This window comes from Pseudarthrobacter sp. MOO14, assembly GCF_058267675.1.
This window is the reverse complement of record NZ_CM177849.1, coordinates 2774074-2791062: the sequence shown is the minus strand read 5'-3', so window position 1 is coordinate 2791062 and position 16989 is coordinate 2774074. Positions and strand designations below refer to the sequence as shown.

The following is a 16989-nucleotide window of genomic DNA, read 5'->3' as shown; positions in this document are numbered from 1 at the left end:
GGCCGCTACGCGAAGTTGCCGCGGCGGAGCTCAACATCCTGGATGCCGGACAGGCGCACGGTGGTCCGGTGGCCGTTCCAGATGACCTCCCGGTGGACGGGCGCGGCAGACCGCAGCACGGCGCTGTCCAGGACGCCCCCGGACCAGCGGATGTCCACCTCGATTCCACCCACCGCCCGCAGGCCGGTCACCGATCCCTCGCGCCATGATTCCGGCAGGGCAGGCAGCAGCCGGATGGCGGCCGGGTCCGACTGGAGCAGCATCTCGGCGATGCCGGCGGTGGCACCGAAGTTCGCATCGATCTGGAACGGCGGGTGGGCGGTGAAGAGGTTGGGATAGACCCCGCCGCGCCCGTCGAAGCCCTCCCCCGCCACCCGGAGTGCCAGGTTCAGGCTCTCCTCAGCTTTTGCCGCGTTGCCAAGCCGCGCCCAAAGAGCGATGCGCCAGGCCATGGCCCAGCCGGTGGACTCGGGGCCGCGGAGTTCCAGGGTCCTGGCAGCGGCGGCGGCGAGCGCCGGCGTGGCCTCCGGGTTCCACTGCAGCAGGGGATAGACGGCCGCCAGGTGGGAGGTGTGCCGGTGGTCCGGTGCATGCTCAGTGGCCGGAAACGACCATTCCCGGATTTCTCCCCGGTCACCGGTGGCCGGCCCGGGAAGGGCGTGCACCTTGTCCGCAAGGTCCGCCCGCCAGGGTGGGTCCTCCGCCAAGGCTGCGGCGGCGTGCCGTGCCGCATCGAGGAGCCCGCGGAGGAGGGAAACATCCATGGTGGAGGACCGGCTCACCGACGCCGGCGCGCCGTCCGGGGCGACGTACTGGTTCTCGGGAGAGGTGGACGGTGACGTGTGCGTTCCGGTCTCCGTATCCCCAATGATCCAGTCCAGTGCGAAGAGGCATGCCCCTTCGATGGCCGGCCAGGAAGCCCGCAACCGGCCGGCATCCCCGGTGTAGGCGTAGTGCTGCCAGGCTGACTGGACCAGCCAGGTGCCTCCCATGGCCCAGCTGGCCCACATGGAGTCGCCTTCGCCGGCGCCGGCGGCAAACGGGTAGCCCCAGGGATCCGTGTTGTGGTGGACCGCCCATCCCCGCGCACCGTACAGGGCGGCAGCGGCCGGGCCGGTGCGGGCAAGCGTGTCCACCAGCTGCAGCAGTGGTTCGTGGCATTCGGCGAGGTTGGCGGGCAGTGCCGGCCAATAGTTCATTTCCGTGTTGATGTTCACGGTGTAGTTGCTGCTCCACGGTGGCGGCAGTTCCTCGTTCCAGATGCCTTGGAGGTTGGCCGGGAACCCACCGGCGCGGGAGGAGGCAATCAACAGGTACCGGCCGTAGTGGAACAGGAGGGAGATCAGTGCGGTATCGGTCTTGTCCACTTCGAAGTCGCGGATGCGCTGGTCCGTTGGCTTCCCCGGATCGGAGCCTGCGCCGGCGTCCGGGCCGAGACCCAGGCGGACCCTGCCGTAAAGCCCGGCGTGGTCGGCCAGGTGGCGTTCCAGCACGGCCTCCGCGGAGTCCTGGAGGGCCCGCGCCACCCGGCCGGTGAGGAGCACGGCAAGGTCGCCAGGGGAACCGGCGGTGTTCGCGTGCCGGCCGGCGTGCGGACGGGCCAGCACCGTTCCTGTGGCAATGGCCAGCCGCACGGAACGTGCGCCCGTGACCGCGAGGACCCCCGCGGTGACGTCCGCAGCCCCGTCCGTGGCGATGCCGGCATGGACTGCTCCGGCGCGGGAGTCGCCGTCGTAATGGATATGCTCGGCAGTCCGCTCAAAGGCGGGCGCCACGTCGCTGGGCAGCAGCACCCGCAGGCGGAGCTCGTTCCCCCACTCATGCTCTGCGGCGTCCTGTCCAAGGGGCCGGATGCCGTCGGGGTGCAACCCGATCCGGACGGTGATGGGAGCGTCGGCGGTGATCTCGTGGATGATGACGGCGTCCGGGTGGGAGGCGAAGGTCCGGTGCCGGACCTCGGCGCCGTCAACCACGTATCGGTGCCCCGCGGTACCGGTCCGGAGGTCGAGCCACCGGGCGGGCCCACCGTCAACAGCTGCGGCGGACCCGGCAACGTCCACTGCCAGGACAGCGAACGGCAGGTATGCCTGCGAATGAGTGCCCTGGAATGCCAGCAGCAGCTCTTCCGCCCGGCGCACATTCCCGGCATCCACCGCCGAACGGACAGCGTGGAGCGTGGCCGGTCCGGCGGATGGGTCCAGTGCCGGTGCGGACCGGCTGGTTGGCCCGGACCACGCCGAACCTTCATTGAGTTGGAGGCGCTCGCCACCCACCAGGCCGCGAACCGTGGCCCCTGCGAGTCCGTTGCCTACCGGCAGGGACTCGACGAACCGTTCCGCCGGGCCCCGGTACCAGAGCATGTGGGCGGGATCCGTGCCGGGCACTTCAACCGGCCCCGCGGATCCAGGCGATGCCCCCGCTTCAGCGCTCAGTACTCGCCCTTGATGACGAAGTAGGAACCGCGGATGGTGCCCGCAAGCTTGGACTTCTGGCGGGCGAACTTGAAGCTGGACGCCAGTTCCTCCGGAACGTCCATGCCGTCCGAGAGTTTGAACCCGACCGCCCGCTTGCCGCCTTCCGCAATGCCGTACATGACGTTGATGGACAGCCCGGACTCATAGAACACGTACGCCATCCGCAGCCCGTCCACCTCGAAAGAGGACACCTCAAGCGGCTTGGAGGTGATCACCAGGTTCCGCTCGGTGGAGAGGATGTTGTGGACATAATCAACCGTTTCCGGCGCCTCGTCCGCGGGGACCACGGTGAAGTCGTGGTCGTATTTGTTCTTGTAGTAACGTGCCTCGTTGGCCCGCAGCCCGGCCAGCGCGTCGGCAACGGGCGACGATTCCAAACCAACGGTGGACACGTTCTTGAAATCCACGGTGTACGGCATGAGTCCTCCTGGGAATGGTCTTGTGCCACATCGTTGCAGATCAGCGCCTCCACTGCACCTCACTGATGCAGGCGGAGGCTGTTTCCGTCGATTCTTACAGCTGTGAGCCGGACCCGTTCGTTCGGTGTGTCGTTCGGCCCCCGGCGGAGGTTCTGCACCGTCCGGGAGACGCAGCGGCCTGGCCCAGGGGGCCGAGGAGGCCGTGAACAGCAGGACCGGCTCACCAACGGCGGCGCGAAGATCATGGGCCAGGCGGACCGCGCACATGTGGCCGTCGGCGGTCCCCGGTTCCTCCTGTGTCCCTTCCGCCCCGCGGCTGTAGACCAGCCACCGGGCGCCGGCGTCGTCAACGTAGAGTGTTCCATCCAGGCAGGGCTGCGCGGCCGGGGTGACCGGTCCGTCGCTCCACGGCCGGTAGGGGCCGATCGCCGCATCGGCAACGAGCACCACAACGCCCCGAGGGCGGGCCCGGGACGATGTTGCGAGCGTGGCAAACATGAAGAACCGCCCGTCCAGCGCGTACACCTCCGGAGCCCAGAACTGGGTGTCCGCCCAGAAATCCGCCGGCGGCCGGAAGGCGGCAAAAGGGCCATCCCAATGTTCCAGGTCCTCGCTGGTGTAGCAGTCAAAGCCGGTGGCCGGTCCGCCCCACACATTTTCATCGCTGGTCCCGAACAGGACGAACCCGCCGGGAGCGGACTCCAGGATGAACGGGTCCCGCATCCTGATGGCGTCGAGGCGCAGGGCAGGTTCCGCCCGGGCAGCGGCCCCCATCAGCGGGCCACCGTCGGTTCCCGCACCGCAACAGGGCAGTCAAAGCGGCGCGTCCCGCCCTCCATGGCGTGCCGGGAACCGTCCGGAAGCACGACGTCGGCCGCCACCCCGGCAGGGACGGCCGCCTCCAGGCGGAACGCACCGCCGTCGAGCGTCCATTCCACCCGGACCTCACCGTGCGGAGTCTTCAGGGAGGTTTTGGCCCAGTTGATCCCGTCCCCCGGCTGCGGTGCGATGAGCACCCGGGCGTAACCGGGTTCCAGCGGCCGGATGCCGCCGATGGCTTTGTGCATCCAGTCGGCCACCGCGCCCAGGGCGTAGTGGTTGAAGCTGGTCATTTCACCGGGGTTGATGGTGCCGTCCGGGAGCATGGAATCCCAGCGTTCCCAGACCGTGGTGGCGCCCATCGTCACCGGGTACAGCCAGGACGGGCAGCCCTCCTCCAGCAGCAGCCGGTAGGCCTCGTCCGCGTGGCCGGTGTCCGTCAGCGCGTGGGTGATGAACGGGGTGCCGGCGAACCCGGTGGACACGCGGTAGTTGTTGGCCCTGACGAGTTCGGCCAGGCGGTTCCCGGCGAATTCCCGCAGCTCCGGGGTGGGCAGGATGCCGAAGGCGATGGCCAGCGCGTAGACGGTGGTGCAGTCGCTGCGGATGGTGCCGCCGGCTGCCACGTAGTGTTCAGCGAAGGCGGTCCGCACCCGGGCGGCGAGCGCCTCGAAGTACGCTTCGTCGTCGTGCTTTCCCAGCAGCCCGGCAGCCTGCGCTGTGAGGCGCGCGGTGCGGTACATGCAGGCGGTGGCCACCACGCCGGTGTCCGCCTTGGCCGCCCATGGCTGGTCCGGCGCGGCGTCCGGGTCCAGCCAGTCGCCGAACTGGAAGCCGGAGTCCCACAGGCCGGTGGGCGAGAGCAGCCCCTCCACGCGGCGGGTGTGCGAGGCCATTGACTCGTACTGGTTCCGCAGCACGCTGATGTCCCCGTAGGCCTCCCAGAGTGCCCACGGCACCCACACGGAGGCTTCGCTCCAGAGCGCCGAGGATTCCGGGGCCGGGAATTCCGGCGGTTGCGGGCAGTACTTCAGGGCATCGGGCACGGTGATGGGTACCAGGCCGTTTGCCGCCTTTTGCTCGGCGGCGAGGTCCAGCAGCCAGTCCTGCAGGAAGCCCTTGACGTCGTACAGGTAGGCGGCGGTGGGGGCGAAGACCGCGATGTCGCCGGTCCAGCCCAGGCGCTCATCGCGCTGCGGGCAGTCGGTGGGCAGGTCCAGGAAGTTCCCGCGGAGGCCCCAGACGATGTTGCGGTGCAGCTGATTGACGAGCTCGTTGGAGCATTCGAAGGTGCCGGTGCGCTCAAGGTCGGAGTGGACCACCACGGCCTCGACGTCATCCGCGGTCAGCGTTCCCGGCCAGCCGGCGATTTCGGCGTAGCGGAAGCCGTGGAAGGTCTTGGTGGGTTCAAAGACGTCTTCCCCGCCGGAGAGGATGAACGTGTCCGTGGCCTTCGCGGACCGCAGGGGCCGGACACCGAGTTCGCCGTTTTCCAGCACCTCGGCGTGCCGGACGGTGATGGCCTGCCCGGCCTCGCCCCGAACGGTGAACCGGAGCCAGCCCACCAGGTTCTGGCCGAAGTCCACCAGTGTCCGGCCGCCGGGTGAGGTGAAGATTTCCACGGGACGGATGACGCCGGCACGCACCACCGGCGGGCCGACAGGCTCAGCGAGCCGGCCGCCGTCGAACGCCAGTTCACGCACGCCCGTCCAGCCAGCGCCGGGCACATAGCCGGGCTCCGCCCAGCCCTTCTGATAAAGGCGGGCGTCGATGGTCTGCCCGTCGTAGAGGTCGTTGAAGGTGGTGGCGGAGGGGCCTGCGTGCCAGGTGGTGTCCGAGGCGATCGACTGGGCGTGGCCGTCCTCGAACTCGATGTCCAGCTGGCCGAAGAACCCCAGCTCGCTGCCGTACAGGTTGGACATGCCGTGCCAGGCCAGCCGGCCGCGGTACCAGCCGTTGCCCAGCTCCACCCCCAGCACGCTGGTGGGCGCCACCAGGGACGTGACGTCATAGCTGCGGTAGCGAAGCCGCCACTCGTAGGAGCTCCAGCCCGGGCTCAGGACGTCATCCCCCACCGGTGAGCCGTTGATGAACGCCTCATAGACGCCGAAAGCGGTGGCCCGCAGCGTCGCCCTCACCACGCCGCCGTGGCCCTCCTCGAGCGCAAATTCCTTGCGGAGCAGCGGGGCGCCGTCGAAGTCCTGCTCGGGCGAAATCATGGCGGCGAGCCAGGGAGTGGAAGTCATGGAAGAAGGGGTCCGTTCTGAAGTTGAGGCAAGGGGTTCAGGCGTAGTGGCAGGCGACGTCGGCCGTCCCCACCCGGCGCAGCGCCGGCCGCTCGGTGGCGCACAGGTCGGTGGCCAGGGGGCAGCGGAGCCGGAAGGGGCAGCCGCCGGGTGCGGGCACGGCAGCCGCCCCGGTGCGGACGCCCAGTGATTCGCGGGCTTCGCGGCGCGCCGCCTGCTCCGCCGGACGCGGCACCGGGGAGGCGGCCACGAGTGCCTGGGTGAACGGGTGCCTGGGGTTTTCAGTAACGGCCGCGGCAGGTCCGCTTTCCATCACCTGGCCGCGGTACAGCACCACCACGCGCTGGGCCAGGAATTGGACCACGGCGATGTCGTGGGCGATGAACAGGTAGCTCAGGCCCCGCTCGTCGCGGAGGTCGGCCAGCAGGTTGAGCACCTGCGCCTGGGTGGAGAGGTCCAGGGCGCTGACGGCTTCGTCGCAGACCACCAGCTGTGGATCGCAGATCAGGGCCCGCGCCACGGAAATGCGCTGGCGCTGGCCGCCGGAGAACTGGCTGGGGTACCGGTCCACGGCGTCCCGCGGCAGGCCCACGCGTTCCAGCATGTCCCCGGCCTTGGCGCGTGCCTCTGCCGCTGAAACCCCTCGCAGGCGCAGCGGTTCGGCCAGGGACGTGCCGATGGTGTTCCGCGGGTTCAGCGATGAGTTGGGGTCCTGGAAGACGGCACGCAGTTCCCCGCCCAGAGCCCGGCGCTCCGCGGCGCCGGCGGAGGTGATGTCCTTGCCCTGGTAGCTGATGGTGCCGCCAGAGACCTTTTGCAGGCCCAGGATTGCCTTGCCGATGGTGGACTTTCCGGATCCGGACTCCCCCACCAGTCCCACGGTCTCGCCGGGGGCGATGCTGAAGCTGACATGGTCGACGGCGGCGGGGGCCGCGGCTGCCTTCCGGCCCCGGCCGTAGCGGACCACCAGGTCCTTGACCTCCAGCATGGGGGTGGCGGCGGAAGGCGGCGTGGAGTCGCGGCGTTCGGTGACTGCGGTGCTCATGCCAGGTCCTTTTCGACGATGGTCTGCAAAGTGCGCGGGTTCTGCGTGGGGGTGATCTCCAGGGTGCGGGCGGCGGGTACGTCCGTGGCCAGCCAGTCCATGCCCTCGACGGCGAGCTGGTCCGCCTTGACGCACCGCACCAGCCCTTCGCCGGCGCCGGAGGGCAGCAGCGGCACGGGGTCCGCGCAGGCTGAGCCGGCGAACTGGCAGCGGGCCGCGAACCGGCATCCGGTGGGCCAGTCCTTGGGCTGGGGTACCTGCCCTTGAATCGTGGCGAGGCGTTCCGGCATGTCGCTTGCGTGGTTGGAGTGCGGGTCTGCGGCAAGCAAGGCCAGGGTGTAGGGATGCCGGGGATTGTCCAGGATGCTGTCCGTCCTGCCGTTCTCCACCACCTGGCCGGCGTACATGACGGCAACCTGGTCACAGATGTCCGCCACCACGCCGAGGTCGTGCGTCACCATCACCACGGACATACCGGTCTCCCTCACCAGGGCACGCAGCAGGGACAGGATTTCGGCCTGCACCGTGACGTCCAGGGCGGTGGTTGGTTCGTCAGCCACCAGCAGTTTCGGCTGCCCGGCGAGCGCCAGGGCGATGGCCACGCGCTGGGCCATGCCGCCGCTGATCTGGTGCGGATAGGTCTTGAGGATGCGTGCAGCGTCCACGATCCCCACCTTCTCCAGAAGGTTCCGGGCTTCCTCCCGCCCCTCCGCCTTGCCCATGCCGCGGAGCCGCCGGATGGTGGCGGTGAGCTGGTAGCCCACCGTGAACATGGGATCCAGGGCGCGCATGGGTTCCTGGCTGATCAGGGCGATGTCCCGGCCCCGGACGGTTTCCATGGCTTTGTCGGTGGTGGCGGCAAGGTTCCTGCCGTTCCAGAGGATCTGGCCGCCCGTGACGGACACCCCGGACGGCAGCAGCCCGAGGAGGGACAGCGCGGTCATCGTCTTGCCGCAGCCGGACTCCCCCACCAGCCCCAGGACCGTGCCTTGTTCGACGTCGAAGGAGACATCGGTGACCAGGGGGACGCCGCTGCCCGCACCGGTACTGTCGACGCCGACGGAGAGGTTGCGGACGCTGAGCGTCCCCTTCGCCACGCCATCCTGCGTGACGGGAGCGGGGGCTGCTGAAGCGATGGTGGCGACTGCCTTGGCGCGCTGGCGCCGGGCGGCGGCGGAAGGCAGATGTGAAGCGGTGGCGTTGGGCGCCTTGCCGAGGGCGTTGCCGATGGCGTTGGCGGACAGGACGGTCAGGGCAAGTACGGCGCCGGTGGGCACCATCATCCAGGGTGCGTCATAGACGTGCTGGGAGGCGCCTTGGATCATTCCGCCCCAGCTGGGCTGCGGAATGGGCGGCCCGAAGCCGATGAACGCCAGGCCTGCCTGGATCAGCATGCCGACGGCGAAGATCAGCGCGGCCTGGACGACGATCGTGTTGGTCAGGCCGGGCAGCACATGGCGCAGGCTGATGCCGGCGGTGCTGACACCGTCCACTTTGGCGGCGTCCACGTACAGCTGCGACTGAAGGGATTTGGCCTGCCCGAGCATCACGCGGTAGATACCGGCCGAGATCAGGACGCCCAGGATTCCCATGATCATCGGAATATTGGTTCCCACAGCTCCGATCACGGCCAGGATGATCACGGTGCCGGGAAGCGACATCATGATCTCGGTGATGCGGCTGACCGCGTTCTCCACCCTCTCGCCGGCGGCTGCGGCCAGCATCGCAAGGAGCGTTCCGAGTCCGACGGCGACAATCACCGTGATCATTGACGTTCCGAGGGTACCGGCTGCTGAGGCGAAGATCCGGCTCAGGAGGTCACGGCCCAGTTCATCCGTGCCAAGCCAGTGCGCGGCGGTTGGGCCGGAGAGCACGGCGGTGAAGTCCTGGTCCTCGGTCTTGAACGGCAGCCACAGCGGGGCAGTCAGGGAGGCGGCCACGAGGACGGCCAGCCAGGCCACCCCTGCGATGCTCCCCGGCGAGCCGAACAGCTTGCTGCCGGTGAACTTCTTCGGCGCGCCCTGGCGACGTGTCTTGCGAAGGTCCGCGGCCGTCGTCGGCTGTGCTTGGTCTGCGGGCGCGGGGGCAACGTTGGGAATCATGAGGCACGCAACTTCGGGTCGAGGAACTTGGTGGCGAGTTCCAGCACCAGGTTCACGGCGACCACCACCACGGTGGCGATCACCACCACGCCCTGCACGGACGGGGCGTCGTGGGTGCTGACGGAGTTCTGGACTGCCTGGCCCAGGCCGGGCATGGCGAACAGTTGCTCCGCGATGACCGAACCGCCGAACAGCTGGATGAACTGCAGGGCGATGCCGGCCACAATCGGGAGGCTGGCATAGCGCAGGGCATGGACGTAGAGGATTTTCCAGGTGGGTGTGGCCGTGGCACGCAGCGTGCGGATGTGTTCCTGCTGCAGAGCTTCGAGCATGGAGGCACGGGTCTGCCGGGCGATGAATGCCCCTCCGCCCACCGCCAGGGTGATCACGGGCAACGCCAAGGACAGGGCCCAGTCCTGTGGGGAGGATTCGAAGGGGACATAACCGGTTGCCGGGAAGACGGAGGACTGGACTGCCAGCAGGTAGACGAAGATGATGCCGATCCAGAAAGCGGGCAGGGCAACGGCCATGCCTGCCACTCCGCCAATGATCCGGTCCACGACGCCGCCGCGGACCGCTGCGGTGACGCCCAGGCCGATGCCAAGGACCGCGCTGAGGATGGTGGCGCCGGCAGCCAGCGAGGCGGTGACGGGCAGCCGGCTGGCGAGGTCGGCGCTGACCGAGCGGCCGTCGATGAGCGAGACGCCCAGGTCGCCCTGGACCGCGGAACCAAGCCAGGTGAAGAACTGCGCCGGCAGCGGATCGTTCCAGCCCATCCGCTGGTTGACCTCGTCGATCGCCTGCTGGGAGGCGCCTGCGCCGAGGGACACGGCCCCGGGGCTGCCCGGCATTGCGTGCACCAGCAGGAATGCCAGTACGGCAACCACCAGCACGGTGGCAAGCGCCATCAGCAGGCGCTTGGTAATGAATAGTGCCATGGTGACCTCCATCGGTCAGGCCCTCCCCGGGCGGCCGTTGCCCTGGTGGACAAGGGCCGCCCGGGACGGTGCGGGTATCAGCTGGCCGGCGTGTAGGACGAGAGGAGCGGGTAGGCGTTGGTGCCGGCGAACTTCACCTGCGCCACCTTCTTGGTGTTGTAGCCCTGGTTGGTCAAGGCCTCGTACAGCGGGATCATCCAACCGGATTCCACCAGCCGGGTGTTCAGCTTCGTGGCGGCGGTCTTTACGGCGGCGTCGTCCTTCGCTGCGGCCAGCTCGCCGGTGGCGGCGCTGAGCTGGTCATCGGTGGCCTTTTGGACGTTGGTGAATCCGTTGAGGATGGCGCCGTACATCACGCCGACGGGGTTGTCCCAGTTCAGCGGCGCGTAGCCCAGGGGCGTGGTGGCGACGGCGGCGAAGGCTTCGTCGGTGGAGGCGGCCATCTTCACGTTCATGGTGATGCCGACGGCGGCGAGGTCCTTCTGGACTGCCTGCAGGTCCGTCTGGGTCTGCGCGCCGGCGATGATGGTGAACTCGAACCCGTTGGGGTAGCCGGCCTCGGCCAGCAGGCTCTTGGCCTTGTCCGGGTTGTACGCGAACTTGGTTTCGAGGTCCTTGGTGAAGCCTGCCGAATCCTTGGGGAGGGCATTCCAGGCGGGGATGTCGCCCTTGTGCAGGGCGTCCACCAGGGCCTGGCGGTTGATGGCGTACTGGATGGCCTGACGGACCTTCTCCTGGGCGAACGCCGGGGCGGTCTTGCCGATCTTATCGAAGGAGATCATGGTGTTGACCGTGCCGCCGATCTGGGAAACGCCGACGCCCTTGGACTTCGCGAAGTCAACGGTGTTCGAGGTCAGCATGGCCACGTCGGCCTGGCCGGAGACCAGGGCGTTGGCGCGGGCCTGGGGGTCCAGGACAACGCTGAAGACCACCTTCTTGTAGGCGTACTTGGAAGCGTCAGCGCTCTTGTCGTTCTTCACCAGGACGTACTTGTTGCCCTTCACGGTGGAGGGGTCAAGGGTGTACGGGCCGGAACCGTCAGGGGTTGCCGCGAGGCTGGAGGTGTCGGTGACACCGTTCTTGCCCACGATCATGCCGGTGGTGGAGGCCAGGTTCTTCTCGAATCCGGGCTGCGGCTTGGCGAAGGTCAGGGCCACCTGGGTGGGGCTGACCACGTCCACGGAGGTGATTTCCTGGGCGCCGCCCTTGGCGACGGCGGAGTAGGCGCTCAGTGCGGGATCGGACCGGCGGTCCAGGTTGGCCTTGACCAGGGCGGCATCCAGTTTGGAGCCGTCGGTGAACGTGACGTCATCCTTGAGGTTCAGCGTCAGGACGGTGTTGTCCGCGTTGTAGCTGAAGTCCTTGGCCAGGCCCGGACCTGCGGAACCGTCCGGCTGAAGGGTCATCAGGCTGTCGTAGAGGCCTTCGAAGAACTGGCGCTGGGCTGCGGAGACGCGCAACGGGTCGAAACCGAAGGAGGCTGAGTCGCTGTCGATGGCCAGGGTGAGGCTGCTGGTATCAGCCTTTGCGGCGGCCTGGCTGGACCCGCCGCCGCAGGCGGCCAAGGAACCCATCAGCAGGGCACCGACCAGAACGGCGGAGCTCGCACGGGCGGTGGAGTTCGGAAGTTTCATGTAGTGCGCCTTTGCATTCTGATGTGATGACGGAGGAACGGATGTGGGGGCTGGCTGCTCGCCGGCTCCCTTCAAGAATCAGCCGGGGCCACAGGCGCCAAACATGACAATGTCATTGATTGAAAAAGTATTGTGGCGGCGGTCACGCCGGGCGGAAGGATGGATGGAAGGCAGCGAAGCCTCGGATGCCTGCACGCGTCCATCACGAAAGGAACCTCATGACCAACCCGTTCCCCCGCGACTTCCTTTGGGGCGTGGCCACCGCCGGCCACCAGGTGGAAGGCAACAACGTCAACAGCGATACTTGGTTCCTGGAGCACCTTCCCGGAACCATTTTCGCGGAGCCGTCCGGGGATGCCGTGGACCATTACCACCGTTACCGCGAGGACATCGCACTGATCGCCGGCCTCGGTTTTACCAGCTACCGTTTCTCCGTGGAATGGGCCCGGATCGAACCGGAGGAAGGCCAGTTTTCGGTGGCTGCGCTGGACCACTACAAGCGGGTACTGGAAGCCTGCCATGAACACGGGCTCACCCCCGTGGTCACGTTCCACCACTTCACGTCACCGCTGTGGCTCCTTCGGATCGGCGGTTGGGAGGGCAGCCGGACGCCCGAACTCTTTGCCCGCTACTGCGACCGGGTCATGGCCCACCTGGGTGATCTGATCGGCGTCGCCTGCACCCTGAACGAGCCCAACCTCCCTTGGCTGCTGGAGTCATTCGGCATCGGCGGGGAAGCCCCTGAGAACCGCGGCATGGTGCCCATCTGGGCCGCCGCCGCCGAGCGCCTGGGCGTGGAGGCCGCCACCCTCGCGCCGTTCCAGTTCTGCTCCACCGAAGCCGGTTTCGAGGTTAAGGTGGCCGCGCACCGGGCCGCCACCAAGGCCATCAAGGCCCGCCGCCCGGACCTCCAGGTGGGGTGGACCCTCGCAAACTCCGATATCCAGGCGCTGCCCGGTGGCGAAGGGATTGCAGACCAGGTACGCCGCGACGTCAACGAACGCTTCCTCGAGGCCTCCCGCGGCGACGACTTCGTGGGCATCCAAACCTACGGCCGCACCGTGTACGGCCCGGACGGCCATGCCCCGGCGCCGGAGGGTGTGCCCACCAACCAGATGGGCGAGGAAATCTATCCCCAGGCGCTGGAGGCCACCATCCGCGAGGCCAACAGGATCGCCGGCATCCCGGTGATTGTCACCGAGAACGGCCTGGCCACCGGGGATGACACGCAGCGGGTAGCGTACCTGCGGACGGCCGTCGACGGCGTAGCTTCCTGCCTCGCGCACGGCATAGATGTCCGCGGGTACATCGCCTGGACCGCGTTCGACAACTTCGAGTGGATCTTCGGCTACGGGCCCAAGTTCGGCCTGATCGCCGTCGACCGCTCCACCCAGGAACGGACCCCCAAGGAGAGCGCACGCTGGTTGGGGAACCTGGCCAGGGAGCACGCCCGGGCCGGGGCACCGCAGCCCGCCTAGCACCAAGGGCAATGGTCCGGGTTTCCACGGTAAGCCCGGACCATTTGCCTTTCGCGTTGCGCCTACCCAAGCATGCGCAGCCTTGCGACCAGGTCCGCCACGACAAGCCTCGAATCCACTGAAGTGTAGGTCCGCCGCTGCGGTACGGTTCCCGTCTCCGTAAAAGTGCTCGTGGCGCCGTCCAATCCGGTGACTGCCAAAGGTGCGCTGTCTCCCAGGCACCACAGCGGTCCGAACTGCACGAAGTCCGGCACCTCCAGGCTGTTGAAGTGTCCCCACAGCCACCTTCCGGCGGGCCCGGCATTCCGCAGGGCATGGTCGAGTTCGGCCACCGAGGCCCGGATCCAGCAGGAGTGCATCAGCCACGTTCGTGAGGGGGGCCGGCGCAGACAAGGATTAACGGGAGGTCCCCACCGGTTGCGGCCGCCTCCACGATGGCCTGCGCGGCTGGATTCCCTCGCCGCTTCCCGGTGAAGGTGGTGTCCGGTCCGGAACATACGTCGGCGAGGTCCGCCAAAGTCAGGGCCTGGAGCAGGCTGCCCGCCAGCTCCGAGCCCCACTGTGCCATGCCGGCGGTCGGGCCGAACATGGGGTTGGTCAGCGAGCTCGTGACGGCGACAATCCGGTTGGCGGGGGACAGCGCATGGTGGGCCAGGGCCACCAGCCCGTCGGGATCACCGGCCCAGTCGTTGTCGATAATCACCCTGCAGCGGGTTGCAACGCGGATCATGTCCATCCTGGTCCATTCTCTTGGGTCCGGGTCAGCCAGGCGCCGGCATGGACGCGGATCCCGGCACAACGGGTAGTCTCAGGAGCAAGTCTTGCCGCCAGGCGGATGGCGGAGGACGCAGCTTTCATTCACCGGAACGCTGCCTCCGAAAAGACAGACCAGGCCGCTCAGTCCTTGTGCCTGCTAGAGATTCGGGGGGATCTGTGCCGCGGTCAGGCCAGTGGGGCAGGGCGTACTTTGCCGTTCAAGCTGTCGCCGGGTGTTTGTGGTGGATTGCGGTATTCCTGGACCCGGCGGTGCGCCGGGCAACGCTGGGAGGCCTGGACCCGGCCCTTGTTGCCGTATTCGACGTTCCGCTGTTTGTCCTTGCCTCTGCGGCCGCAGCCTGCGGAGTGCGGTCCGCAGCGTTTGCCGGCACCGTGTGGACCACCGTTGTTGCCGTCGCCCTGGCCGTCTATGCCACGGTGAGCACCCAGGCGGGCCTCGGTGTGCTGGCCATGGGCGCCGCCACTGCGGGGTCGGTTGCCGGACTGTGCCTGGTGCTGTTAGGCCGCATCCCCACGGCGTGGATTGTCCGGGGCCCTTTTGCGTTCCGTCCGGCCCCGAAACGCACCAAGGCAAGAGTCCATGTTGCCGCCACGTTCGGACAGATTGTCGTGTTCTGGGGTTTCTTCCTCGGGCTGGTACCGGCCTGCCTGGCCTTTCTCGAGCAGCGCTGGGGGTTGGGCCTGGACATCCCTGCCGTTGCCGTCCCGGCCAGCGTCGCCATCCTCATCCTTGCGAGCGCTTTGGGGATCTGGTCTGCCGCCGTCATGTCCACCCTCGGGGACGGGACACCGTTGCCGTCCGTGATGGCAAACCGCCTGGTGGTTGCCGGGCCGTACCGCTGGATCCGCAATCCGATGGCGGCGGCGGGCATTGTGCAGGGGGCCGCCGTCGGGCTCATCCTGCAGTCGTGGCTGGTGGTTGGCTATGCGGCGCTGGGCTCACTGGTGTGGAACTATGCCGTCAGGCCACTGGAAGAAGCAGACCTCTCGAAGCGTTTTTGCCAGGAATTCCAGCGCTACCGCGAAACCGTCCGGTGCTGGATCCCGACTTTTCCAGGCAGCCACACCGCTAATCAACGGCCGGTTCGCGGATAACCAGCACCGGGCAGTGTGCGTGGTGGATGGTCTGGTGCGAAACGGAGCCAAGCATCATGCCGGTGAATCCGCCGTGGCCGCGGGAGCCCACCACTATAAGGTTGGCATCTTTGGACGCCTCGATGAGCGCCGAAGCCGGGTTCCCCTCCACGACGCGGCCGGTGATGGCAACGTCCTGGTCCTTGACGCGTTCCAGCTCCGCCTCCAGGATCGCCTGCGCGTCCTTCTCGAAGATTTCATAGTCCCAGGCGGTGCCCAGTGCGTCACTGACGTAGGGGAAGTTCCAGGCGGTTACGGCCTGCACCTCACCGTGCCGCAGCCTGGCTTCCTGCACGGCCCAGTCCATGGCGGCCCGTGACTGTTCCGATCCGTCCGTTCCCACCACGATCTTGTACTTTCCGTTACCGGCCATGGCTCCCCTTTTCCGTTCCAGGCTTCCAGCCGGGTCACCCCTGGCCGGCGGCGGCGCCCTGGGCCGGAACGGCCACGGTGGAGTGCTCGGCTTTGGGGGCCTGGTGCGGATTTCCCGCTTCCTTGGCACAGTGGAGGCAGCAGTAGATGCCTGCTTCGCTTTCCACCGGATGGCCCAGGATCCGGCAGCCGCAGTGCTCACAGGCGGGAGCCATCATGTGGATTGCACACTCAAAGCTGTCGAACGTGCCGGTCTGGTTTCCCATACTGACGGTGAACATGCGGCCCTCGCTGCTGCCGCAGACATCGCACGCGCCCATGGTCCCTGCCTCCTGATATTGCTGCCTGTTCCGGACAATCAAGTTGACCGCTTGGAGCCTTTTCCTGCCTAGGGGCGAAGGTCCTCCGGCAGCTAGAGGTGGCGGAGGTAGCGTTCGGGCGAGTCCATGAACCGTTGCCAGTTCGCCACGAGCTCCAGCTCCGCCCAGGACCGGGACCGCAAACCCCAAGGCCCCGCTTCCAGGATGGTCGCGCCGGGCAAGGCGGCCAGCAGCGGCGAATGGGTGGACATGATCACCTGGGACTGGCCGCCGGCCAACAGTTCCTTCAGGACGGACAGGAGGCTCAGGCAGCCCGAAAAGGACAGTGCGGATTCCGGTTCGTCAAGGACCCAGAGTCCGGCTCCGCGGAACCGGTCGGCTGCCAACTGCAGGAAGGACTCGCCATGGGACATGTCATGGAACGGGATGTCCGGCGTGAACGTGCTGGGATTCTTTTCCAGGTAGGTGTACAGCCCGTGCATTGTCTCGGCCCGGAGAAAGTAGCCCCGCCGGGTGGCGCCCGGGTTCCGGACCAGCTGCAAATGGTCGCCGAGGACGGACTCGGTAGGCCGGGTGGTGTGCCTGGCGCCTGTGGAACCGCCCTCCGGGGACAGCCCGTAGGCGAGCGCGATGCCTTCCACCAGCGTGGATTTACCCGAGCCGTTCTCACCCACCAGGATGGTGGCCGGGCCCAAGTCGAGCCCCTGGTCGAGGACTTGGGCCACTGGCGGCAGGACGGCCGGCCAGCGTCCGCGGTCAAGGACGTTCGAGGGGTCCTCTGCCAGCCGCCGGATCGGGTAGGAGCGCAGGGGCATGGGCCCATTCTTACAGGAAAAGATTCTTCTCCACTTCACCCATCCATCCCGGGTCCCGCTCCGAAGTCCAGTGGAACAGGTGTACCGAAGGCTAGGACGGGACAATGGATGCCGTGGACCAGCAAGCCCTGACGGGGGCCGTCATCAAGGAGCACCGGCTGGATATCTGGCAGCTGTGGATTGAGTTCGTGGGGCTGGGCGGCGACGCCTCGGAACAGCTCATCCGTGCGTACTGCGCCGGCGAAGCCACCCTGTCGGCGAAGGAACGGGACGCCCTGTCGTTGGCCGTCAATGAGCACTGCACTGCCAGGGGGCTGCCGCTCCGGGCACCACTGAGCAGTTCCGCCCTGCTCCTCGTGCACACCGGAAAGGACTCCCCGTCGGGAGGCCTGCAAAGCTAGGCAGGCCCCCGGGGA

At 67.8% G+C, this 16989-nt stretch carries 15 protein-coding genes and 1 pseudogene; 3 read left to right on the top strand and 13 right to left on the bottom strand.

Annotation, left to right across the window (positions count from 1 at the left end):
* Window positions 1-5 precede the first annotated feature (5 nt).
* The 8 genes and pseudogenes from AC4EEV_RS13050 to AC4EEV_RS13015 form a co-directional block, all read right to left on the bottom strand.
* Window positions 6-2360: a glycoside hydrolase family 95 protein gene (locus AC4EEV_RS13050; RefSeq protein ID WP_491329142.1), complete on the bottom strand. Its 2355-nt coding sequence runs from the start codon at window positions 2358-2360 to the stop codon at window positions 6-8.
* Between the two features lie 68 nt (window positions 2361-2428).
* A complete protein-coding gene (locus AC4EEV_RS13045) occupies window positions 2429-2893 on the bottom strand; it encodes a DUF8821 family protein (protein WP_491330885.1) in 465 nt (154 codons plus the stop codon).
* A 216-nt stretch (window positions 2894-3109) separates the two neighbouring features.
* Window positions 3110-3616, bottom strand: a pseudogene (locus tag AC4EEV_RS13040) (family 43 glycosylhydrolase); the annotation flags it as partial.
* 50 nt (window positions 3617-3666) lie between these two features.
* On the bottom strand, window positions 3667-5958 hold the full coding sequence (locus tag AC4EEV_RS13035; protein WP_491329141.1) for a family 78 glycoside hydrolase catalytic domain: 2292 nt from the start codon (window positions 5956-5958) through the stop codon (window positions 3667-3669).
* A 37-nt stretch (window positions 5959-5995) separates the two neighbouring features.
* The gene (locus tag AC4EEV_RS13030) at window positions 5996-7003 is read right to left on the bottom strand and encodes an oligopeptide/dipeptide ABC transporter ATP-binding protein (RefSeq protein ID WP_491329140.1); all 1008 of its coding nucleotides are present in this window, start codon (window positions 7001-7003) and stop codon (window positions 5996-5998) included.
* Window positions 7000-9105, bottom strand: coding sequence for a dipeptide/oligopeptide/nickel ABC transporter permease/ATP-binding protein (locus AC4EEV_RS13025; protein ID WP_491329139.1), 2106 nt, complete (start codon window positions 9103-9105; stop codon window positions 7000-7002). The genes AC4EEV_RS13030 and AC4EEV_RS13025 overlap by 4 nt, the downstream gene beginning before the upstream one ends.
* Entirely contained in the window at window positions 9102-10055 is a 954-nt protein-coding gene (locus AC4EEV_RS13020; protein WP_133831258.1) for an ABC transporter permease, read from the bottom strand. Before AC4EEV_RS13020 ends, AC4EEV_RS13025 begins: the two co-directional genes overlap by 4 nt.
* 65 nt (window positions 10056-10120) lie before the next feature.
* Entirely contained in the window at window positions 10121-11677 is a 1557-nt protein-coding gene (locus AC4EEV_RS13015) for an ABC transporter substrate-binding protein (protein ID WP_491329138.1), read from the bottom strand.
* Window positions 11678-11895: 218 nt separating this feature from the next.
* On the opposite strand from AC4EEV_RS13015, the gene AC4EEV_RS13010 reads away from it, so the two are divergent.
* Window positions 11896-13155: a glycoside hydrolase family 1 protein gene (locus AC4EEV_RS13010; protein WP_491329137.1), complete on the top strand. Its 1260-nt coding sequence runs from the start codon at window positions 11896-11898 to the stop codon at window positions 13153-13155.
* Between the two features lie 62 nt (window positions 13156-13217).
* Here the strand turns inward: AC4EEV_RS13010 and AC4EEV_RS13005 are convergent, their stop codons facing one another.
* The gene (locus AC4EEV_RS13005) at window positions 13218-13514 is read right to left on the bottom strand and encodes a hypothetical protein (protein ID WP_491329136.1); all 297 of its coding nucleotides are present in this window, start codon (window positions 13512-13514) and stop codon (window positions 13218-13220) included.
* Window positions 13514-13885 (bottom strand): hypothetical protein, encoded by a 372-nt coding sequence (locus AC4EEV_RS13000; protein WP_491329135.1) that lies wholly within the window; start codon window positions 13883-13885, stop codon window positions 13514-13516. Before AC4EEV_RS13000 ends, AC4EEV_RS13005 begins: the two co-directional genes overlap by 1 nt.
* Window positions 13886-14088: 203 nt before the next feature.
* On the opposite strand from AC4EEV_RS13000, the gene AC4EEV_RS12995 reads away from it, so the two are divergent.
* Window positions 14089-15027: a methyltransferase family protein gene (locus tag AC4EEV_RS12995; RefSeq protein ID WP_491329134.1), complete on the top strand. Its 939-nt coding sequence runs from the start codon at window positions 14089-14091 to the stop codon at window positions 15025-15027.
* Here AC4EEV_RS12995 and AC4EEV_RS12990 read toward each other — a convergent pair.
* From AC4EEV_RS12990 to AC4EEV_RS12980, 3 genes are all read right to left on the bottom strand, one after another.
* Window positions 15002-15439: a universal stress protein gene (locus tag AC4EEV_RS12990; RefSeq protein WP_109044011.1), complete on the bottom strand. Its 438-nt coding sequence runs from the start codon at window positions 15437-15439 to the stop codon at window positions 15002-15004. The genes AC4EEV_RS12995 and AC4EEV_RS12990 overlap by 26 nt on opposite strands.
* Before the next feature lie 34 nt (window positions 15440-15473).
* Window positions 15474-15758, bottom strand: a complete 285-nt coding sequence (locus AC4EEV_RS12985; RefSeq protein ID WP_133831263.1) for a hypothetical protein — start codon at window positions 15756-15758, stop codon at window positions 15474-15476.
* A 92-nt stretch (window positions 15759-15850) separates the two neighbouring features.
* Complete coding sequence (locus AC4EEV_RS12980; RefSeq protein WP_491329133.1) at window positions 15851-16573, bottom strand: AAA family ATPase; 723 nt, start codon at window positions 16571-16573, stop codon at window positions 15851-15853.
* 104 nt (window positions 16574-16677) lie between these two features.
* On the opposite strand from AC4EEV_RS12980, the gene AC4EEV_RS12975 reads away from it, so the two are divergent.
* On the top strand, window positions 16678-16974 hold the full coding sequence (locus tag AC4EEV_RS12975; RefSeq protein WP_018763239.1) for a hypothetical protein: 297 nt from the start codon (window positions 16678-16680) through the stop codon (window positions 16972-16974).
* The last annotated feature ends 15 nt before the right edge of the window (window positions 16975-16989 follow it).